Source organism: Shewanella sp. UCD-FRSSP16_17, from assembly GCF_001675935.1.
Lineage (GTDB): Bacteria > Pseudomonadota > Gammaproteobacteria > Enterobacterales > Shewanellaceae > Shewanella > Shewanella japonica.
This window is the reverse complement of sequence record NZ_LZFV01000002.1, coordinates 78,609-100,483: the sequence shown is the minus strand read 5'-3', so window position 1 is coordinate 100,483 and position 21,875 is coordinate 78,609. Positions and strand designations below refer to the sequence as shown.

The window sequence follows — 21,875 nt, the reverse complement described above, 5'->3', positions numbered from 1 at the left end:
ATTTCTCTAAAGCCCTTTTAAAATAGTTTACTTCCCCAGCCTAATTTGGCTCTCAAAACATTAAAGTAATTATGGCCTTTAGGGTGGATCATTCTAAGCCTATCTTCACTACGACTAATTAAAATCTCATCGCCAGGCAATACTGATAAATGGACGTGACCATCACAACTTACTTCAAGGTTTTCGCCATTATCGGGCGAGACGACTAACTTAATTGTACTGCTTGCATCCACAACAATAGGGCGACAAGATAAGGTGTGTGGAAACATTGGCACTAAAATTAATGCTTGCAGGTTAGGGGTGAGAATTGAGCCGCCAGCAGATAATGAGTACGCGGTCGAGCCTGTAGGCGTTGAGACAATCATGCCGTCAGCCCGCTGACTATACATGAATTGATCATCAATATAGACCTCAAACTGGATCATGTGCGCCACTTTACCTGGATGCAGTACGGCCTCATTGACAGCGGTATTACTTGATTTGAGCATGCCATGGCGATGGACTTCTGCCTCAAGCAAAAAACGGTACTCAGTGTCATATTGTCCGTCTAACACCTTCGACAACGAGGCTTCGAAGTTATCTGGAGGTAAATCAGTTAAAAAACCTAAGTTGCCACGGTTTACACCAATCACTGCAATATCGAACCTAGCTAATACTCTGGCAGCTCCAAGCATATTTCCGTCGCCGCCTACCACAATGGCTAAATCGCAACGCTCACCTAATTCTGTTAAATCAACCGATTCAATGTCGACTTTCAGTTCTGAAGCGACACGTTCTTCGGCTAAAATATCGAAACCTTGCATCGACAACCAATGATGCAAACGCTTCAAAGTGAGGTTTGTACCCTTGTGGTGTGGTTTGCCGATTAGGCCAATTGTTTGGAACTTTTTGGTCATATTAGTATTTGATTTGCTCAAAGGCTTGAAACAAAGAAATTGATCCCCATAATATGCCCATAGTAATCAGAAACAAAGCATTTTTAGCTGGAGTGAAAATGAGCAACGAGTCAAATAAAGCAGATCAAGACGTTATTGATGCAGCTGAAACCACTGAAATCGAAACAGAAGTTGAAACTGAAGCAACACAAGAAGTTGATGAGTTAACTCAAGCTAACCTTAGAATTGAAGAGTTAGAACAACAACTTGCGGCATCTGAAGCAGCATTAGCTGAACGTAAAGATGTAGAAATTCGTGCGGCAGCAGAAACAGCAAATATCCGTACTCGTGCGGCTAAAGATGTTGAAAAAGCACGTGCATTCGCTTTAGAGAAGTTTGTAAACGAACTGCTACCTGTGTTGGACAACATGGAGCGTGCGTTAACAGGTGTTAATCCTGAAGATGAAGCGACTAAAGCTATCGTTGAAGGTGTTGAATTAACCATGAAAGGTTTCTTAGGTTCAGTAGAGAAATTCGGAGTGGTACAAGTTAACCCAATCGGCGAAGCATTTAACCCAGAACATCACCAAGCAATTGGTATGCAACCTAGCGCAGAATATCCAAAAGACACTGTCATGTTGGTTATGCAGAAGGGTTATACCTTAAATTCACGCTTACTCCGTCCAGCTATGGTTATGGTTTCTCAAGGTGGCCCAAGCGTAGATACTCAAGCGTAGATACTCAAACGTAGAGACTAAAGCGCAGATACTCAAACGAATAGGCTCACACGAAGAGACTATTCAAGCTTTAAAACAGCGATTAAGTATCATAAAAAAAGGACTGCAATTGCAGTCCTTTTTTATGTCTTCTTATCGCCATTTAAATAAAATACTCGCTTCAATCGTTTAAATGACGAGGCAATCAAACAAGGAGTAAGTTAATCTAAATAGGCATTGATTTGAGCGAGTACACCTTCACCATCGAGTTTTAATTCTTTAATTATCTCATCGGGTGCGCCGTGCTTAATGAATTCATCAGGTAAACCAATTTGTAAAACAGGCTTAATGATTTTCATTTTTTGCAATGCTTCAATAACACCGCTACCAGCACCGCCCATAATGGCGTTTTCTTCTAATGTCACTATCACATCATGGCTAGTAGCCAATTCAGCCAGTAAAGCTTCATCGAGCGGCTTAACAAAGCGCATATCAGCAACGGTAGCGTCAAGCGCTTCGCCAGCTTCTAAACCTGCGGCCAATGTCGTACCAAAATTAACAATGGCAATTCGTTTGCCTTGACGTTTTATCAAGCCTTTACCAATTGGCAGAGCAGTCATAACTTCAGTTTGCTCAATGCCAGTAGCACTACCACGAGGGTATCGAACCGCGGTAGGACCGTCTTTATAGCAATAACCTGTATAAAGCATTTGGCGGCACTCATCTTCGTCAGATGGTGCCATTATGACCATATTAGGTACGCAACGTAAAAAACTTAAGTCAAATGCACCTTGGTGTGTAGGACCATCGGCACCCACAATACCACCGCGGTCTATGGCAAATAGTACTGGCAGTTTTTGTAAGGCGACGTCATGAATGATTTGATCGTAGCCACGTTGTAAGAAAGTTGAGTAAATTGCCACAACCGCATTGAACCCTTCACACGCAAAACCAGCGCCGAGGGTGACAGCATGTTGTTCTGCAATGGCGGCATCAAAGTACTGTTTAGGGAATTTTTGCGAAAACTCAACCATTCCCGAACCTTCACGCATTGCAGGCGTAATCGCTAAAAGCTGCTCATCTTCTTTGGCAACATCGCATAACCATTTACCAAACACTTGCGAGAAGGTTGGTGAGCTTGGTTTCGCTTTAGGCTTTCTAAATTGAGTGTGATCAAATTTAGGGACCGCATGCCAGCCGATAGGATCTTTTTCTGCAGGTTCATAACCACGACCTTTCTTGGTCATGATATGAAGAATTTGTGGACCTTTAAGGTCGCGCATATTGCGCAATGTTTCGACTAATGAATCTACATCATGACCATCGATAGGGCCGATGTAGTTGAATCCAAGTTCTTCGAATAGTGTTCCAGGCACAACCATGCCTTTAAGGTGCTCTTCGGTGCGCTTTGCCATTTCTTTAATGACCGGCATACCTTTGAGGACTTTTTTACTGCCTTCACGGATCGTGGTGTAAAAGCGGCCCGACATTAATTGTGCCAAGTGGTTGTTGAGTGCACCGACGTTTTCAGAAATTGACATCTCGTTGTCATTTAACACAACTAACATGTCATTGTGTAAATCACCGGCGTGGTTCATGGCTTCAAACACCATGCCGCCTGTCATAGCACCATCACCAATAACGGCAACAACTTTACGATCTTTTTGTTCTTTTTCAGCTGCAACTGCCATCGCTAAAGCAGCGCTAACTGACGTACCTGAGTGACCAACACTGAACGTATCGTATTCACTTTCTTCACGCCATGGGAACGGGTGCAAACCATTCTTTTGACGAATAGTATGCATTTGTTCACGACGACCAGTTAAAATTTTGTGCGGGTAAGCTTGATGACCAACGTCCCAAACTAAACGATCGAATGGCGTGTTATAGACGTAATGAAGCGCCACGGTCAATTCGACTGTGCCTAAGCCTGATGCAAAATGGCCACTGGAATTACTTACTGATTTTAGTAAGAATTGTCTTAACTCATCAGACAGCTGTGGCAGCATACCTTGCGGTAGCTTTTTTAAATCTTCAGGCGTATTAGCTTGTGCTAACACTGGAAATTGAGAATTATCGAAACTCATAATGAGATAAACTGTCTCTTTTATAATCTTCGCGCAATGATATAGCGGGCGAAGTCTGCAATTAACTGGCTATTGTAGGTCAATTTAGCCAGCGCTGAAAGTGCATCGTTAATTAGTTTTTCGGCGCATTCATTAGCACCGTCAAGTCCAAGTAAGCTCGGAAAAGTGCTTTTGTTGGCTTCTTCGTCACTGCCTTGTGGTTTACCGAGCTCTTCGGTGCTGGCAGTGATATCTAAAATGTCATCTTGAACTTGAAAAGCTAAACCAATATTTTCGGCGAATTCTCTGATGATTTGCTGCTCTGTGTCAGAGGCATTAGCGGCAATTAACGCTAATTCTGCGGCGCAACTTATTAACGCACCAGTTTTTTTGTTATGTAATTGGGTCAGCTGTTCAATATTAATACGTTTATCTGTCGAACTCAGATCAATTGCTTGTCCGCCACACATACCACTATAGCCTGAGGCTTTAGCTAGCGCCGTTACCATTGCCAATTGTTGCTGTGGATTGATCCCTTCCACTGGCTGACAAATGAGCTCAAATGCCAGTGTTTGTAGTGCATCACCTGCTAATATCGCCGTTGCTTCATCAAAAGCAATATGTACCGTTGGTTGGCCTCGGCGAAGCGCATCATCATCCATAGCGGGTAAATCGTCATGGATTAATGAGTAAGCATGGACGCACTCAATGGCCGCTGCGGCATTATCGAGTATGCGACTATCAGCACCAAGCATTTCACCGATACTGTATACCATAAATGGACGAATACGCTTGCCGCCAAGTAAAGCACCATGAATCATTGCAGCTTTTAATTGGGGAGCATTGTCATCAAGTTCATTCAGTTTTGCTTCAAGAACTCGATTGACACGTTGTTGATATTTTTCAATAGCTTGGTCTAACACGCTTATTCGCCTTCAACGGTAAATGGGGTCAGATTTGTATCATCTTCATCAAGTAGGATAGATACTTTTTGTTGGGCTTGTTCAAGCTTAGATTGGCTTTGACGTACAAGCTTAATTCCGCGCTCGAATTGTTTGAGGGCATTGTCTAGTGTGACTTCACCTTGCTCAAGATCTGCAACGATGTTTTCAAGCTCCGATAACGATTCTTCAAAACTTAGATTCTCAGGTTTTTTAGCCACAATTATGATTCCTTCTGATTTGCGGATGACAAGGTATATCAGGGCGACCTAAGGGTCAAATTCAGTCGTTGTTTATTTGCTCAATAGCACGCTTTAAGACTGAAAATTTATACAATTAGTAAAAAATCTCTAAACTTGGGCTAAGTTTGACCGATAACTATAACGAAAGCCAGTTTCCTTCATTCGCATTCATTTAATTGATGGCCCACTCGTAAATAGTGACCTAATAATTGATGAATTTTTTAGCACTGGCCGTTATTTTATAATCGAATGCTGTTTTTTCAGTGTTTTTTGATATTTGAACTATTATCCCTGTTGCACAGGGTGTTACATTGATACTGAAAAGATAAGTGCTGCGTTGGTAGTGATTTATCAGCTAAGGCAGCATTTTAAGACTGCAATCAAGGAGACATTGTGGATTTAGCAACCCTAATCGGTTTGATAGGCGCATTTGCATTTATTATTGGGTCAATGGTCAGCAGTGGTGGTATTTCCATCTTTGTTGATGTGCCGTCGATTATGATCGTATTTATCGGTTCATTGTTTGTGGTCATGATGAAGTACAATTTAAAGCAGTTTCTTGGCGCTGTTAAAATTGGTGCTAAAGCTTTTATGTTCAAAATTGACAAGCCAGAAGATCTCATCGAGCAATCAGTCAATATGGCAGATGCCGCTCGTAAAGGTGGTTTCTTAGCTTTAGAAGAAGCGCAAATCACCAACAGTTTTATGCAAAAAGCAGTTGATATGCTGGTTGATGGTCACGATGGCGATGTCGTACGAGAAGCCTTAGAAAAAGACATAGCCTTGACCGAAGAACGTCATAAAACCGGTATCGGCATTTTTAAATCTTTAGGTGATGTAGCACCTGCAATGGGGATGATCGGTACCTTGATTGGTTTGGTTGCCATGTTATCAAACATGGATGACCCGAAATCTATTGGACCATCGATGGCTGTGGCATTATTAACCACACTTTACGGTGCAATCATTGCCAACATGATTGCTATTCCAATCGCGGATAAATTGCAGTTAAGAATGAGTGAAGAACTCCTCAATCGTAATTTAATCATGGATGCTGTATTAGCGATTCAAGATGGTCAGAATCCACGTGTAATTGAAGGATTTTTGAAAAACTACTTAGCTGAAAAACAACGTCAAATCGATACCACGGACGGAGAGTAACTCATGGCCAAAAAAGCCAAGTGTAATTGTCCGCCACCTGGCGCCCCTTTATGGCTAGCGACATTTGCTGATTTAATGTCGCTGCTAATGTGTTTCTTTGTACTGTTGCTGGCTTTTTCAGAAATGGATGTGATGAAGTTCAAGCAAATTGCCGGTTCAATGAAATACGCCTTCGGGGTGCAAAATAAAGTCGAAGTGAAAGATATTCCCAAAGGTACTTCTGTGATTGCGCTGGAGTTTCGCCCAGGCAAGCCCGATCCAACCCCGATTGAAATTATTAACCAACAAACCAATGAGATGACTCAACAAACGATTGAGTATCAAGCAGGTGAAGATGCCAGTGCTGGCGGCGTTCAAAAGCAACAAGGTGAAAACCGAGGCGGCAATTCTTCTGCGACTGCGCAGCAACAAGCTCAAGCTCAGCAATCTCAAGCTTCATCAGAACAAGAGAATATTAACGATCAAGTTAAGAAAATGGCTGAAAAGCTCAATGAAGAGATTGTTGATGGTGCCATAGAAATTGAATCATTAGGTCAGCAAATTATTATTCGAATTCGTGAGAAAGGCTCCTTTGCTTCGGGATCTGGTTTTCTACAGCCTCGTTTTAAGCCTGTGGTTCGTTCAATTGGTGAGTTATTAAAAGATGTCCCTGGTATTGTCACGGTTTCGGGGCATACAGACGGAATGCATATTAGTAATGAGCTTTATAGCTCTAACTGGGACTTGTCTAGTAAACGTGCTGTTGCTGTCGCCCATGAGCTAGCAAAAGTGAAAGGGTTTGATGAAGCGAGAATGCAAGTGGTTGGTATGGCATCCAACGCGCCGTTAGTACCCAATGACTCTAACCAAAATCGCAGTCGTAATCGTCGAGTGGAAATTGCCATTGAGCAAGGTAAAGCTAAAGAGTCAGATGAAATTGAGGTTATGACGCCATAGTTTTTTGTACCATAGTTTTTTGAATCATAGTTTTTAGCGACATACAGTGGCTTAATAATAACCTATGATTGGATTATCATCAGTGGCGTTTTTGTTAAGTTTGTTGTTTTGATTATTGTTTTTATGGTGAGTTATCAAGCCGTTTTAGTATCAGATTAATTCTGTTATTACTGCGGCTTTTTTATTGGCCTGAAGCCTGATAAATCAATAAGCCTGTGCTCAAATCTGGTGATTTATTGTGTTTGGTAAATAGACAATTTTTGTTATAATCCCGCCTTTAATGGCTGGTTGCTTTTCTAGCCATCATTTTTAAGCCTTTTTACATATTAAATTTTGATATATTTTTGTTTTATATCATTGGTTTAGTTTGCTAGTAAGGTAATACCGAAACAGAAGCCCGCGGAAATCCAATGAAGTTTATCGTAAAGCTATACCCAGAAATCATGATGAAAAGTAAAACGGTGAGAATGCGTTTTACTAAAATCCTTGAAACAAACATTCGCAATGTACTTAAAAAAGTTGATGACGATGTAAAAGTGCAACGCCAATGGGATCGTATCATGATCCACGTAGCGAGCGATGAACAAGCAAGAATTGATGCGATTTCAGCTAGATTAGAATGTATCCCTGGTATTGCTCATGTGATTCAAGTTGATGAATACTCATTTGAGTCAATTGATGACATTTACCAGCAAGTTTTGCCTGTATATAAAGATGAACTAGCAGGTAAAACCTTCTGTGTACGTGTTAAGCGAACAGGTAAACATGATTTCAATTCAATTGAAGTCGAACGTTATGTCGGTGGTGGTTTAAACCAGCACACTGACGCTGTTGGCGTGAAGTTAAAAAATCCTGATATGACAGTGAATCTTGAGATTGATCATGAAAAGCTATACATGGTTGTACGTCGTATTGAAGGTCTAGGTGGCTTCCCTATGGCCACTCAAGAAGATGTGTTATCACTTATTTCGGGTGGTTTTGATTCTGGTGTTTCTAGCTATCAGTTTATCAAAAAGGGCGCACGTACACATTACTGTTTCTTTAACTTAGGTGGCGCTCAACATGAGATCGGCGTTAAACAAGTTGCTTACCACTTATGGCAAAAGTATGGAGAATCTCATAAAGTTCGCTTTATCACAGTGCCTTTTGAGCCAGTTGTAGAAGAGATCCTTGAGAAAATCGATAATGGTCAAATGGGCGTTATTTTAAAGCGTGTGATGATGCGTGCAGCCACTAAAATTGCCGAGAAGTACGGTATTCAAGCACTAGTTACAGGTGAAAGTCTCGGTCAAGTTTCAAGTCAAACCTTGACTAACCTCAATGTAATCGACCGTTGTACCGATTTATTGATTCTGCGTCCACTGATCACCATGGATAAGCAAGATATCATTAATGAAAGCCGTAAAATTGGCACAGAAGATTTTGCTAAAGCTATTCCTGAATATTGTGGTGTTATTTCACAGAAACCAACAGTGAAAGCCATTTTATCTAAAATTGAAGCTGAAGAATTGAAGTTTTCAGAAGATCTTGTCGATAGAGTCGTTAATGACGCTGTCGTGATTGATATCAAGCAAATTGCAGAAAAGGTCGAAACAACGGTAAGCGAAACTGAAACAGTCGCTTCAATCGATAACGACGAAGTAGTTATTGATATTCGTGCTCAAGATGAAGAAGAGCAAAATCCGCTAAAAATAGCTGATACAGAAATATTGAAGATCCCTTTCTTCAAACTAGCCACTCAATTTGCAGACTTAAGTAAAGAAAAAACTTACCTATTGTATTGCGATCGTGGTGTGATGAGTAAATTACAAGCTCTGTATTTAACTGAGCAAGGCTACACTAACGTTAAGGTTTACCGTCCTTAATTGATTCGTCGATTCGAATTATTCGGATAAACTATGTTAATGCTAAATAGCCATTAGATTAATTCTAGTGGCTATTTTTTTACCTGAAATAGCTGTGAATATTGAATATAAAAAAACCGCATTACCAATAAAATGGTTAATGCGGTTTTTTTGAAACGGTTTTTACAGTAAATTAATCAGCAATACGTGTTTCAGCCGTTTTGATTGTCGCTTTGTCTGCGTTCTCTTCGGTTAGCGTGTTTTTCACGTTAACATCGATGTTGTTTTGCATTTCATTCATGCTTTGCTCAAGTTCAGCATTAATTGATGCTTGAAGGTCGCTGATATCAATTGTGGTATCATTTGCTGTGGCCATAAATGCACATGAAGAGAGTAAAGCAGCTGTTGCTAACGTTGTTAAGTTAAACATAAAGGGTCGCCTCCTAGGTGACAAATCACACTGTCGGACACTCCCTTATTACCTGGTAGAGATTGTCCAACTCACTAAATTTCAATGGTTATAATTTAAACGAACACAGTGTTCTTTACAAACGACAAAAAATAACGATAATCATTAGAAAAACTAATTAAAAAACGAGAGATTGATCACTATGTCGAGAAGATTGCCACCTTTGAATGCAGTCAAAGCATTCGAGGCTGCTGCGAGGCACTTAAGTTTTACTCGAGCGGCAGAAGAGCTATTTGTCACGCAAGCAGCAGTCAGTCACCAGATAAAAGCACTGGAAGATTTTTTGGGCTTAAAACTATTTCGACGCAAAAATCGCTCGCTATTATTGACTGAAGAAGGTCAAAGCTACTTCCTCGATATCAAAGATATTTTTATCCAATTAGGCGAATCTACCGATAGGCTATTAGCCAGAAGCGCGATTGGTTCGTTAACGGTAAGCATGTCACCAAGCTTTGCAATTCAATGGCTTGTGCCAAGACTTGCAAAGTTTAGTGAGAAAAACCCAGACATTGATGTGCGAATTAAAGCTGTAGATAGCGAGGTCGACTCATTGACTGATGATGTCGATGTCGCGATTTATTATGGTCAAGGTAATTGGCCTGGGCTACGTGCAGATAAACTCCGTAATGAAGTGTTAATTCCTGTTTGTTCGCCGCTGTTATTGAGCGGTCCTAAGCCGCTTGAAAAACCCAGCGATTTAAAAAATCACACCTTATTACACGACTCGAGTCGTCAAGATTGGCAGGCTTGGTTTAGACAATGCGGGATTAGTGAAATTAATGTTAATTCTGGTCCTATCTTCAGTCATTCATCATTAGTATTGCAAGCTGCGGCTCATGGTCAAGGTGTGGCATTGGGGTATAGCGTATTGGCAAGGCCTGATATTAAAGCCGGTCGACTTGTGTGTCCGTTCTCGGAAGTATTAGTCAGTAAAGATGCTTATTACCTTGTGTGTCAGCAGAGCCACTCAGAGCTCGGAAAAGTGGCAGCTTTCAGAGAATGGATGGTAGATATGTTTGCTGAAGAGTCACGCAGTGAGTTATTAGCTGGTTAGATAAATAAGTCGTTACTTTCTAGAAGTGATTTATTACTTGCTGTGCTTTAGCTGCACAAAACTATGAGGCGTTGAAAGCAAAGTGTTGCAAAGAGGCCTCAGCTTACCATTCAACAATTATTCATCAATAAGTGAACCCCAATCAATGACAAATAAGTTGTGCTCTAGTGAAATCAATGGTCAAGCAATAGAATATATTTTACAAGGTGAGCAGAGCAAAACCTTAGTGGTTTTTGCCCATGGTGCTGGCGCTAATATGCATCATGAGTTTATGGAGGCTGTGGCATCTGGACTTAGCCAAACTGGCGTTCAAGTGTTACGTTTTAACTTTTTGTATATGCAAGCCAACATGCAAGATGGCAAACGCAGACCTCCAGATAGGGCGCCAAAACTACTCAATCATTTTCAACAAGTATTGCAGCAAGTACTAGCGCAAAATAAACAGCAAACCTTAGCGGTTGAGAATATCATTTTGATGGGGAAATCTATGGGGGGCAGAATGTCGGCCATATTGATGACGCCAGAGTTAGGTGAAATGGAGAAGGTCGAACTTGTACCTGAATTTTCTGAGATCGCTAAATTGATCAAAGGCGTGATTTGCCTTGGTTATCCTTTTGTTCCATTAAAAGGTGGAGAACCTAGGTTAGCACCAGTCAATGATTGCACTGTACCGTTATTAGTTATGCAAGGAGAGCGGGACAAATTTGGCGGTAAAGAAGAACTCCCGCAATGGCCTTTAAACAAGTCGATTAAAATACAGTGGATTAAGGATGGCGATCATAGTTTTAAACCACGGAAGTCGTCAGAGACCACATTAGAGGATAATCTGCAAACTTGTATTCAACAATGTCAGCATTTCATTAATGCACATATAAATTGATCATTTAAAGGCAATCATGATGAAAAAAGGTTTACTACTTTTAGCAGCGCTAAATGGTTTTTTAGCCGTTGCGCTTGGCGCATTTGGTGCACACGGATTAAAAAATATTGCCTCACCAGAGTTAATTGCCATTTTTAATTTAGGCGTTGATTATCACTTTTATCATACCTTTGCGATTATCGCTGTTGCGTTTGCAGGCCATTGGATCTCGTCAAAGTTACTTGATTGGGCGGGGTATCTGTTTTTTATCGGCATCTTACTGTTTTCTGGTTCATTGTATCTTTATGCCTTTACTGGGGCTAAGTGGATCGGTCCAATAACTCCAATGGGTGGTGGATGCATGTTAATTGGTTGGATATTATTTGCAGTTGCCATTGCTAAGTATCAGAAAGATTAATGAGTTAACCTACTGAAAAGCAATATGAGTTTATTAAAAGCAGCCGAAACATCGTTTTAGCTGCTTTTTAGTTTCTGTATTTCTCGTTTCATTTCACACAGAATTATGAATTTTGCGTATAATGCAGCCCAGCAAACTATTTTTAATCACAAGCACTGGCGTCATTATTCTAATGGAACGTACAGTCTCGTTATCGACACCAAAGGTTCATCATGAAAAACCTATTTTTATTCTGCCGTGCGGGCTATGAGAAAGATTGCGCAGCAGAAATTCAACAGCGTGCAGCTGAATTGAATATTGGTGGTTTTGTAAAAACCAATACCAATGATGCTTATGTTATTTTCCAAAGCTTTGAAGAAGATGGTGGTGAACAACTAGCAAAAAGAATTGAGCTCAACTCTTTGGTGTTCGCGCGACAAATGTTTGCGGCAAATGATTTACTAAAAGATTTGCCAGAATCAGACCGTGTCTCTCCAATTGTTGCAGCTTTAGCGGAAGTGTCAAAAGCGGGGGAGTTACGTGTTGAAACGCCGGATACTAATGAAGCGAAGGAATTATCGGGTTTTTGTCGTAAGTTTACCGTGCCACTAAGGCAAGGTTTGAAAAAGTCAGGCTCATTGCTTGCTCAAGAAAATGACAAAAGACCCATTATTCACGTTTGTTTTGTTGGACCAGGTCAAGCGTACGTTGGTTACTCACTGACTAATAATAGCTCGCCTCATTTTATGGGGATCCCACGTCTTAAAATGGCGGCTGATGCTCCGAGCCGGTCAAGTTTGAAATTAGACGAAGCATTTGGGCACTTCTTAACAAAAGAAGAACAAGAACAGCGCTGTCGCTCAGGTCTTCATTCAGTTGATTTAGGGGCATGTCCTGGCGGTTGGACCTATCAGCTCGTTCGCCGCGGTATGTTTGTCGCCGCTGTTGATAATGGTCCTATGGATCAAAAGTTGATGGATACAGGTCAGGTTCGTCACTACCGTGCTGATGGTTTTCGTTTTGAGCCACCAAGAAAAAACATTTATTGGTTAGTGTGCGACATGGTTGAAAAGCCTTCACGGGTTGCAGAGCTTATGGAAGCATGGGCGATAAATGGTTGGTTTAAAGAAGCTATTTTTAACCTTAAGCTACCAATGAAAAGCCGTTATAAAGAAGTTAGGCAAATCCTTGATACTATGGCTGAGATTTTAAAAGAAAACGAAATCGAAGATTTTAAAATCCAATGTAAGCATCTTTATCATGACCGTGATGAAGTGACAGTGCATTTATGGGTTAAACCAAATACACCATGGAACTTTAATTAATCCTTGAAGCGATATTGGCATTTTTTGTGATGTTTATTGTTTCAGCTATAAAAAAGCCCTTAGTGAATCTCACTAAGGGCTTTTTATTATCTATTTAGCTTAGCTTAATGAAAGATTAGCCTAAACGGTCAATAACGGCTTGAGTGAAGTCAGTCGTACCGTGTGTACCACCTAAATCGCGAGTCGTACGGTCGCCTTCTTCGATCACTGCAGATACTGCACTACGGATCATTTCAGCTTTATCAGCCATACCTAGATACTCAAGCATTTGGATAGATGCAAGAATAACTGAAGTTGGGTTTGCTAAGTTTTTACCCGCAATATCAGGTGCACTGCCGTGTACGGCTTCAAAAATCGCAGCGTCGCTACCGATGTTAGCACCAGGTGCCATACCTAAACCGCCCACTAAACCTGCACATAAGTCAGATAAAATGTCACCGAATAAGTTAGTTGTTACCAATACATCGAAATTTTCTGGATTCATGACCAACTTCATACATGTTGCATCAACAATCATTTCTTCAGTTTCGATATCTGGGTAACGCTGGCTTACTTCACGCGCTACTTTCAAGAATAAACCTGAAGTCGACTTCATGATGTTTGCTTTGTGAACAATCGTTACTTTTTTACGGTTTTCTTTACGAGCAAGCTCATAAGCGAAAGTGGTAATTTGTTCAGCACCTTGGCGAGTAATGATACTCGTTGCTTCTGCAGTAGCACCATCTTCAGATACTTTTTGGCCTAAACCAGAGTACATACCTTCGGTGTTTTCTCGAACGGTGATGATATCAATATTGTCGTAACGCGCTTGAGTACCTTTAAACGAAAGCACTGGACGTACGTTTGCGTATAAGCTGAACTTTTTACGCAAGCTAACATTGATAGAAGTAAAGCCTTCACCCACTGGAGTGGTTAATGGACCTTTAAGAGTGATACGGTTTTTTTCAATAAGGTCTAAGGTACGCTGAGGTACTAATTCACCTTGTTTTTCTAAAGCGGCTAAACCGGCGTCTGCAAATTCATATTCAAAGTCGCAACCAGCTTTGTCGAGAATCTTTAAAGCGGAATCGATAATGCTTGGTCCAATCCCGTCACCTGGGATTACGGTTATAGTACGTTTTGGCATGGATAGTCCTTCCACCTAGTAGTTACTGCATTTCTCTGTTTACGTTAACAAGCTTGTAACAGAACGATTTACTAACGTTTTAATGCGCCGCATTTTAACGAATTTAGAATTTTTTTTACAGGATTTAGTGAGTTTAATCACATATTTTTTGTATTTTTTAAGTTAATCCTCAGCTGATTGCTTTAATATATTCACAATAGCGTAAATTTAAGATTCAATTAGCGTCATAAATACACTTTACATGTTGCAAAAAGGTTGGCGCGGCAATGATTTTACCTGAGTAGCTTAGGTAGATAAGAATATTTTTACAGACGACTTTGGTCTAACAGGTTAAAAATGCACCAGTAAATAGCTGGATGCTTTACCTCAACATCACTCAAGTCGATTAAATGTTAGCTCGTATTCATTGCGTATGTGTCAAAGCGCTTGATTGAATAAAGATCCATTTGTTTAATTGCTCGATAATAATAACTCACGAGGATGACTTTGAAGTTACATACATTTCTACCACTGACGTTACTCGCCGCGTCCGTTGCAGTAAACGCTGCGCAGCAGCCAAAAACGTTAAGCTTAAATGACATCATGCATTTTGAAACCCTGCAACAGCCTGTTATTTCTGATAATGGTCGTGTTATTGCGGTTGAAGCGATGCCTGATCGAGGCGACAGTCGCGCCTTAGTGAATATTGCCGCGACTCAAAAACAGTACGTTATTGATGGTGGTTCGGCACTTCAGCTTAATAGCCAAGGCTCTTTTGCAATAGCGAAAATTGAGCCGAGTTTATTATCTGCAGAGACGCTCAAAAAGTCTGAGCTTCATAGTGGTTTGGTATTGCTAAATACCAGCACTGGAGAGCAACAGCAGTTTGAAAAGGTAAAACACGCAGAATTTAGCCCTAATGGTGAGTTTGTCGCGATATGGTTTGAAGTTGAAAAATCCGAAGAGGCTGATAAGGAGGCGGATAAAGACGATAAAGCCAAAGTTGATGAGAAAGACACTGGCAGTAAAATCAAACTTATTCATCTAGCTGATAATAATGTTCATGAGTTTGAGCATGTGACACAGTTTGCTTTTGACAGAGTCGGTAAAAACTTTGTTGTTGCGAGCAACGATATCAATAATCAGCGCCACACCATTACAAAAGTTAATTTAATCAATAATACCTTAAACCAACTACACCAAAGCCAAACTCAACAATTTGGAGAGTTAAGCGTATCTGACGACGGATTATGGCTTGCGTTTACCAGTGGTGATGCCGCCGTTAAGCGTGATGAACGTGAGTATCAGTTATCTATTATTGATTTGAAAAATAGTCAGGTTAAGCCAACGCCTACAACGGAAGAATGGACACTTAATCAATATTCAAAAATCTTTTTCTCAGAAGATAGTTTGCGGTTATTTGTAGGTCGAGTACCACAGGTTGATAAAGTGGTTTCTTTACCTGAAATTAAACAGCAAGCTGATTTGTTTGATACTGAAATCGTAACCGGCTTACGAAACCTGAAAGTATGGCACGGGGATGATCCTAAAATTAAGCCCCATGAAGTCAAACAATACAGTAAAGAATTACAACGTACTTATTTAGCTGTTCTTCACGTCAATGCCAATCGTATTGTGCAACTAGCAGATAAAGATGTACCAAATGTGCAATATGGTGAGCAAAAACGATATCTATTGGCCACATCAGATGTGCCTTATCAAAAAATGATCACTTGGGCTGGTTTTTATCAAGATGTGTATTTAGTGGACTTAAATACAGGCCGAAAGCAGCAGCTTTTAACCCAGCACCCAACGAATGAAATGCCGACGCTATCACCTAATGCGAGATTTGTGGCTTATTATCAGCAAGGTCAGCTCTTTCTCTATGACATTGCAGGAGTAAGAAGACATACCATCTCTAAAGACATTAGCGTGAGCTTTGCCAATGAAGATCATGACTACCCAGGTAATGCACCGAGTTATGGCTTTGGCCCTTGGTTAGCTGATGGTTCAGGTATTATTGCTTACGACAAGTATGATGCTTGGCAATTTAGCAGTGCATCATTCGATGGCTTTATGCTGACGGCCGGTGAGGGGCGTAAAACCAGTACGCAAATGAGAATTGAAGGGTTGTATGAAGACAAGAATGTCCCGGCAACGATAGCACAGCAGCAAACGGTGTTGGTGCATGGCTACAACGAAAAAACCAAAGCGGATAGCTTATACAGTGCCGTTGTGGGTGTGCCTGGGTTAACAACCTTGATGGAAACCGATGCGAAAGTGAAAGTGCTAGCAAAAAGTAAAAATGCTGACACTATCGTGTATTCAAAGGAGCGTTATGATCTTTACCCTGATCTTTACACCGCTGACATTGCAGCGCCGCAAGATGGTGTTAAGCAAACTGCGTTAGATAAACAGCGAGATGATTTTAATTGGGCCAGTGCCGAGCTAGTGCAATGGCGTGATGCAGATGGCCGTTTAACTGATGGTGTATTGATCAAGCCAACTAATTATCAAGAAGGTAAACAGTATCCTGTTATGGTGTATTTCTATCGCTTTATGAGCGACCGATTACATTCATTCCCTCATATGGCTATTAATCATCGTCCTAACTTTGCTTGGTACGCTGACAATGGTTATGCGATTTTCTTACCGGACATTCGATTTGAAGTTGGCTATCCAGGTGCATCAGCGGTTAAAGGGTTAACTTCTGGTGTGCAAAAGTTAATTGATATGGGCATTGCAGATCCTGATGCTGTCGGTATTCAAGGACACTCATGGGGTGGTTATCAAACTGCATTTGCGGTTACCCAAACCAATATCTTCAAAGCAGCTGTAACGGGTGCCCCTGTATCTAATATGACGAGTGCATACAGTGGTATTCGTCATGGTTCTGGTTTAGCTCGACAGTTCCAGTATGAAACAGGCCAAAGTCGAATTGGAGAAAGTTTATTTAACTCCCCACAAAAATATATTGAGAATTCACCAGTATTTTATGCTGAACGTATTCAGACACCAATGATGATCATGTTTGGTGATAAAGATGATGCGGTGCCATGGGAGCAAGGCGTTGAGTTATACCTTGCAATGCGACGTACTGGTAAGGATGTCGTGTTTTTACAATATGAAGACGAGCCGCATCATTTGAAGAAATATCCGAATAAACTCGACTATACAATCAGAATGAAGCAGTACTTTGACCATTATCTTAAAGGTGCTAAAGCCCCTGAATGGTTAGAGAAAGGTGAGGCTTATAAAGAGTATCAATAACAGTTAAAATAGACTTAATTGTGATTAATAAAAATGCCACATTATGTGGCATTTTTTATGGTTAAGGTAACCTTGCACACGATTGTGGCTCAATAGGCTGACAGTCGAATTCTCGTTTTAAAACTGAGATGTTAGGGTCAATTGCTAGATTACTTTTCACCTTCTGATAAAGGGGTCTTATGGTCATCAGAATCTGTTTCGGCGACTGCAGGGGGAGAAGCTGGGATGACATTATTTAAAATGGGAATTTGTAAAAACTGATCGTAAGTCTCTTGTCCCCACGCAATCAATTTTCCATTTTTAAATAACAATGGTGTGCACTCATCTTTAGTGGTGATGCCGTCAGATTTAACATGATGGGTTCGATAAAACATGATCTGAAAGTTAGCGTTGTCAGTTGCTTTCGCTTCGGTAAAGTCCGCTCGACCCATTAATTTTCTAATGTTCTCAATAGGCTGGCCTATATTGATTTCACTGAGCATATTGTGATTAAACTCTTGTCTTTCTTGCCAACTTCTATCTTCTGGTTTCGGTTCATAAACCATCACAACGGCAATTGCGAAGACGATGTAGGCAATGAACATGGAGGCGATGATAAAGGACATTTTTGAATTCATTTGCTTAGGTGTTCCTTTCGCTATTGCTAATGACTCTGAATTGTTTGAGATTGATATTGAGGGGCATATGACATTGCAGTTGGGCTAACTTGTAACTCACTCTCGCCATGTCTTTACCATCAATGAGTTTTTGCGCCTGTTTTGCACCTAAGTTATCAATGGACTTGTATAGGTTTGCTAAGCTTCTGAACTTATTTAATAAATCGGCTGCTGACTTCGGCCCAATACCTGCTATCCCTGGTACTTTATTGCCGCTGTCTCCAGCTAGCGCGATAAAATCAAGTATCTGACTTTGTTGTACAGCAAGCTTTTTTTCGTATTCAGTTAAATCGAAATATTGCTGTTTGAAGTGATCCCATATGACGATATTGTCATCAATGATTTGGCTGAAACCTTTATCAGTAGAGACGATAATTGCTTTACCTTTATTTTCAGTGATTTTAGTCGCTAGGGTAGCGATGACATCATCTGCTTCTGAGACGGCGTCATGAGAATGTATATGTGCTTCAGAAAGCGCCGCTTTAATATCGGCTAATCCCGATTTTAAAGGCGTAGGCATCGGCTTACGCCCTTTTTTATATTCAGGGTATAACTGTTTTCGCCAAGATTCTTCATCACCATCCCAGACGACAATCGCATGGGTGGGCTCATGGTGAACTAACAGTTTTTTGGCTGCGGCTAACGTACGTTCTTTGACGCTGGCAATATCATTTTCATCTGGTAGTACTGCATGAATACGTCTAACAAGGTTCAGACCATCAATGATCAACAGTTTGTTCATGTTTATTTTCGTCGCTGGTGGTAAGGCTCAAGTGAGCCCACGTTAGATTGAATAGTTTTAGCTCACCATATAGGTGATTAAATTCAGTTTTAATTTATGATGACTAATCATATAGCTATTTAACGTTTTGTTAAACAATCACCACCATTAAAGCGACAGATATTGACTGAACCCTATTGGGATTCCGTTTCATTTTCCGTTTTATTCATTATGCGATAGCAAGGCACGTATGCACTGCCTGGTAATTTCATTCGTTGCTGGCTAACAAATGCATTGAGCAGTTTATCCATCATCATCATTAATTGCTTGTCACCGCGGATCTCAAAGGGGCCTCGCTCTTCAATGAGCTTTATGGTGTCTCCTTTCACATTGCCAGCGACTATCCCTGAAAAAGCACGTCGAAGGGTCGCTGCTAGCTCGGCCTTATTAGGCTGGAAATATAAATGCAGGTTTTGCATCACTTCATGGGTCGGATCGAATGGTAGCTGAAACTCGGGCTCTATTTTTAAAGACCATTGATATTGATATGCATCGCCCAATTCTTTACGGCTATTTTTAACGGCTTGCATACCTTGTTTCATGATTTGTCCTACTTTGACGGGATCATCGATAATGATTTGGTATTTAGCTTGAGCGTCAGGTCCTAAAGTGGCCCCAATAAACGCATCGATCTCGGTAAAGTAATCGGCACTCTCAATGGGACCTGTGAGTATCAAAGGGAAGGGTAAGGATTGGTTAGCATTGTTAAGTAAGATACCTAAAATATAAAGCAGTTCTTCGGCTGTGCCTGCACCACCAGGAAAGATAACAATACCATGGCCTAGCCTCACAAAGGCTTCTAAGCGTTTTTCGATGTCGGGTAAAATCACTAGCTCATTAACAATTTGATTTGGCGGCTCTGCGGCGATGATACTTGGCTCAGTTAAGCCAATATAACGAGCGTTATTAACCCTTTGCTTAGCATGACCAATGGCTGCTCCCTTCATGGGTCCTTCCATTGCTCCAGGGCCGCAACCTGTACAAATGTCGAGTCCACGCAGCCCAAGTTCATAGCCCACTTCACGGGTATATTGATATTCAATAGGATTGATACTATGGCCTCCCCAACAAACGACGACATTAGGATCTTTCATTGGTGAGATGACTCTTGCGTTGCGTAATATATCGAACACAACATTGGTGATATGGCTCGCATTAGTAAGATTGATGTGTTTGAGATTGTCGTATTTATTGTCGATATAGACGATGTCTCGAAGAACGGCGAAAAGATGCTCTTGAATCCCTGCGATAATCTCGCCATCAACAAAGGCTTGCTCTGGCGGATTAATCAATTCAATTAATAAGCCTCGTTCACGCTGGAGAACATTGATGTCAAAATTGGTGTATTTATCAAATAGGGCCTCAGAATTATCACTTTGTAATCCTGAGGCAAGCACTGCAAGGGCGCAGTTTCGAAGTAGTTGGTATAAATCACTCTTAGCGCTTTGTTTGAGTCGATTAACTTCCATTTGTGAAAGTTGATCTAAACTCCCGCGAGGGCTTATTTTTACTATCATATGCAACTCCTCTTGAGATGAGTTGCATCGAAGGTTAGATATCGATTACGACTCTATCTCTGCCATTGTGTTTGGCTTTGTATAGGGCTGCATCGGCACGTTCAAAGGTTTCTTCGATACGTTCATTTTCCATTACTTGCGCAGCACCTATTGATAATGTAACTGTAATTCGCTGATTTTTAAATTTAAATGGAATATTCTTAATTTTCTCTCTGACACGATTTAATAATAAACCAATATTGTCTTCATTGACTTCTGGAAGTAATAAAACAAATTCTTCACCGCCGTATCGTGCGACAAACTCGCTTTCTCGCAATGAGTTTTTTAGTGCCATAGCAATGACTTGCAATGTTTTATCACCGGTGCTGTGACCAAAGTTATCATTGACTGATTTAAAGTAATCTATGTCAGTAACAGCAACCCAAAGCGGTGCATTAAAACGCTTATGGTTGCGATATTCTTGCTCCATTCTATCTTCAAGTGCGGTTCTGTTAGGCAATTGTGTTAATGGATCAAGTAAATTAAGTTTTTGATGTTCAAATAGTTTTTCTTTATAACTATTTGCCTCTTTGGTAATACTGGTTAATTCCTTTCGCATTGACTCAATGGATTTTCTGAGCAGTGTTTGCTCTCTGTTTTCCAATGCTTCTTTACGGCTTAGCGCATCTTTAAGCGAAGATAATTGAATTGTCAGCGCTGTCTTTAATGCGTTTAAATCATCTGACTCAATTAAAATGCCATCGGCATTGTCGACACGTAAGTTAATCTCTTTGTTCAGCTGGCTTTTTATTTGCTGTGAACGTTCATTGTTATTAGCCGTGTTACTTACCACATCTCTAACGACACTAATGGCATCATTTAAAGCATATAAAAAGTCTTGGGATGCTGTTTTTTCACGTGCGATGTTATTGAGTAAAAGGCTTAATATTGTTTGATACGACTCAAGTAGGGTATTGAGTTTAATATCACCCATTAATACTTCTTTCATGACCAAAATTTGATCACGCTGTTCTTTTCTAAATTCTATCTCAGAAATTTTTTGGGCTAGCTCTTTGGCTAAAATAAGGTGCTGAGGCAAAATAACGTGTTCATCAGTACCTGCAAATTGCTTTTGTAAAATATGCTCGTAAAAGCCGATGACTTGTTCAACTTTAGGGATGTACTCCCAAATGGTATGAATCGGTTTATTGAGATCTTTTTTGAAGTAATTAATTTCTTTTTTAATTTCTTCTGGGGCGGAGTCTACACGTTGAATTTGGCTGATAACTCGAGAAAGGCTGGTGCGGCTTTCTTCAAGTTGAGTCATTGTATGATTGTATTGGCCTTTTAATAGGCGCTCTATTTCAACGAGCTCAGGCAAGGCCTCATCAATTTGATCATAACCTTGTAAATGATGTCTTAGCTTGGCTAATCGATTATCAAGTTCTAGATTTTGACCTTTACAGGCAAGGCTTAAATGACCTAAAAATTGAATTAGGGTGCGTAATTTTTCATTACGATCCTCATGGATTTCTTCAAGCGCCAACTTGGCAGAGTTTAGTTTCTGTTTCAAAAGTGAAACTTGTGACACTGCCGTCGAAGAATCTTTCATGCTTATGAGCTTCCTAAATCAATCAAATAACTAACAACATCAATCACCTATTTGATTGATTAGTGACGTT

The 21,875-nt window shown here is 40.5% G+C and carries 19 protein-coding genes; 9 read left to right on the top strand and 10 right to left on the bottom strand.

What is annotated here, in order from left to right:
• Positions 1-17 precede the first annotated feature (17 nt).
• A complete protein-coding gene (gene nadK / locus A9267_RS05305; RefSeq protein ID WP_055024988.1) occupies positions 18-896 on the bottom strand; it encodes an NAD(+) kinase in 879 nt (292 codons plus the stop codon).
• 98 nt (positions 897-994) lie between these two features.
• Between nadK and grpE the strand changes: the two genes are divergently transcribed.
• A complete protein-coding gene (grpE, locus tag A9267_RS05300; RefSeq protein WP_065108516.1) occupies positions 995-1,612 on the top strand; it encodes a nucleotide exchange factor GrpE in 618 nt (205 codons plus the stop codon).
• Between the two features lie 200 nt (positions 1,613-1,812).
• On the opposite strand, the gene dxs is transcribed toward grpE, so the two are convergent.
• From dxs to xseB, 3 genes are read right to left on the bottom strand one after another with little or no spacing between them, the layout of a single operon-like run.
• Positions 1,813-3,678: a 1-deoxy-D-xylulose-5-phosphate synthase gene (gene dxs, locus A9267_RS05295; RefSeq protein WP_065108515.1), complete on the bottom strand. Its 1,866-nt coding sequence runs from the start codon at positions 3,676-3,678 to the stop codon at positions 1,813-1,815.
• A gap of 20 nt (positions 3,679-3,698) precedes the next feature.
• The gene (gene ispA, locus A9267_RS05290; protein WP_065108514.1) at positions 3,699-4,580 is read right to left on the bottom strand and encodes a (2E,6E)-farnesyl diphosphate synthase; all 882 of its coding nucleotides are present in this window, start codon (positions 4,578-4,580) and stop codon (positions 3,699-3,701) included.
• Positions 4,581-4,582: 2 nt separating this feature from the next.
• The gene (gene xseB / locus A9267_RS05285; RefSeq protein ID WP_055024984.1) at positions 4,583-4,819 is read right to left on the bottom strand and encodes an exodeoxyribonuclease VII small subunit; all 237 of its coding nucleotides are present in this window, start codon (positions 4,817-4,819) and stop codon (positions 4,583-4,585) included.
• A gap of 414 nt (positions 4,820-5,233) precedes the next feature.
• Between xseB and pomA the strand changes: the two genes are divergently transcribed.
• The 3 genes from pomA (at position 5,234) to thiI (ending at position 8,802) form a co-directional block, all read left to right on the top strand.
• A complete protein-coding gene (gene pomA / locus A9267_RS05280) occupies positions 5,234-6,001 on the top strand; it encodes a flagellar motor protein PomA (RefSeq protein WP_055024983.1) in 768 nt (255 codons plus the stop codon).
• 3 nt (positions 6,002-6,004) lie between these two features.
• The gene (locus A9267_RS05275; RefSeq protein WP_065108513.1) at positions 6,005-6,937 is read left to right on the top strand and encodes a flagellar motor protein MotB; all 933 of its coding nucleotides are present in this window, start codon (positions 6,005-6,007) and stop codon (positions 6,935-6,937) included.
• Between the two features lie 410 nt (positions 6,938-7,347).
• The gene (gene thiI, locus A9267_RS05270) at positions 7,348-8,802 is read left to right on the top strand and encodes a tRNA uracil 4-sulfurtransferase ThiI (protein ID WP_065108512.1); all 1,455 of its coding nucleotides are present in this window, start codon (positions 7,348-7,350) and stop codon (positions 8,800-8,802) included.
• A 172-nt stretch (positions 8,803-8,974) separates the two neighbouring features.
• Here thiI and A9267_RS05265 read toward each other — a convergent pair whose 3' ends face one another.
• Positions 8,975-9,211, bottom strand: coding sequence for a hypothetical protein (locus A9267_RS05265; protein WP_065108511.1), 237 nt, complete (start codon positions 9,209-9,211; stop codon positions 8,975-8,977).
• Between the two features lie 181 nt (positions 9,212-9,392).
• Between A9267_RS05265 and A9267_RS05260 the strand changes: the two genes are divergently transcribed.
• The 4 genes from A9267_RS05260 (at position 9,393) to rlmM (ending at position 12,885) form a co-directional block, all read left to right on the top strand.
• A complete protein-coding gene (locus tag A9267_RS05260; protein ID WP_055024979.1) occupies positions 9,393-10,304 on the top strand; it encodes a transcriptional regulator GcvA in 912 nt (303 codons plus the stop codon).
• A gap of 145 nt (positions 10,305-10,449) precedes the next feature.
• Positions 10,450-11,184: an alpha/beta fold hydrolase gene (locus A9267_RS05255; RefSeq protein WP_065108510.1), complete on the top strand. Its 735-nt coding sequence runs from the start codon at positions 10,450-10,452 to the stop codon at positions 11,182-11,184.
• Positions 11,185-11,203: 19 nt separating this feature from the next.
• Positions 11,204-11,581, top strand: coding sequence for a DUF423 domain-containing protein (locus tag A9267_RS05250; RefSeq protein ID WP_055024977.1), 378 nt, complete (start codon positions 11,204-11,206; stop codon positions 11,579-11,581).
• A 212-nt stretch (positions 11,582-11,793) separates the two neighbouring features.
• Positions 11,794-12,885, top strand: a complete 1,092-nt coding sequence (gene rlmM, locus A9267_RS05245) for a 23S rRNA (cytidine(2498)-2'-O)-methyltransferase RlmM (protein WP_055024976.1) — start codon at positions 11,794-11,796, stop codon at positions 12,883-12,885.
• A 115-nt stretch (positions 12,886-13,000) separates the two neighbouring features.
• Here rlmM and A9267_RS05240 read toward each other — a convergent pair whose 3' ends face one another.
• Positions 13,001-14,011 (bottom strand): isocitrate dehydrogenase, encoded by a 1,011-nt coding sequence (locus tag A9267_RS05240; RefSeq protein WP_055024975.1) that lies wholly within the window; start codon positions 14,009-14,011, stop codon positions 13,001-13,003.
• A gap of 486 nt (positions 14,012-14,497) precedes the next feature.
• Between A9267_RS05240 and A9267_RS05235 the strand changes: the two genes are divergently transcribed.
• A complete protein-coding gene (locus tag A9267_RS05235) occupies positions 14,498-17,260 on the top strand; it encodes a prolyl oligopeptidase family serine peptidase (protein ID WP_443018784.1) in 2,763 nt (920 codons plus the stop codon).
• 149 nt (positions 17,261-17,409) lie between these two features.
• Here A9267_RS05235 and A9267_RS05230 read toward each other — a convergent pair whose 3' ends face one another.
• From A9267_RS05230 to A9267_RS05215, 4 genes are all read right to left on the bottom strand, one after another.
• Positions 17,410-17,877, bottom strand: a complete 468-nt coding sequence (locus A9267_RS05230; RefSeq protein WP_065108508.1) for a DUF3192 domain-containing protein — start codon at positions 17,875-17,877, stop codon at positions 17,410-17,412.
• Between the two features lie 4 nt (positions 17,878-17,881).
• Complete coding sequence (gene xni, locus A9267_RS05225; RefSeq protein ID WP_065108507.1) at positions 17,882-18,658, bottom strand: flap endonuclease Xni; 777 nt, start codon at positions 18,656-18,658, stop codon at positions 17,882-17,884.
• A 173-nt stretch (positions 18,659-18,831) separates the two neighbouring features.
• Entirely contained in the window at positions 18,832-20,214 is a 1,383-nt protein-coding gene (ppnN, locus tag A9267_RS05220; protein WP_065108506.1) for a nucleotide 5'-monophosphate nucleosidase PpnN, read from the bottom strand.
• Between the two features lie 34 nt (positions 20,215-20,248).
• Positions 20,249-21,805, bottom strand: a complete 1,557-nt coding sequence (locus A9267_RS05215) for a GGDEF domain-containing protein (protein ID WP_055026429.1) — start codon at positions 21,803-21,805, stop codon at positions 20,249-20,251.
• Positions 21,806-21,875 lie beyond the last annotated feature (70 nt).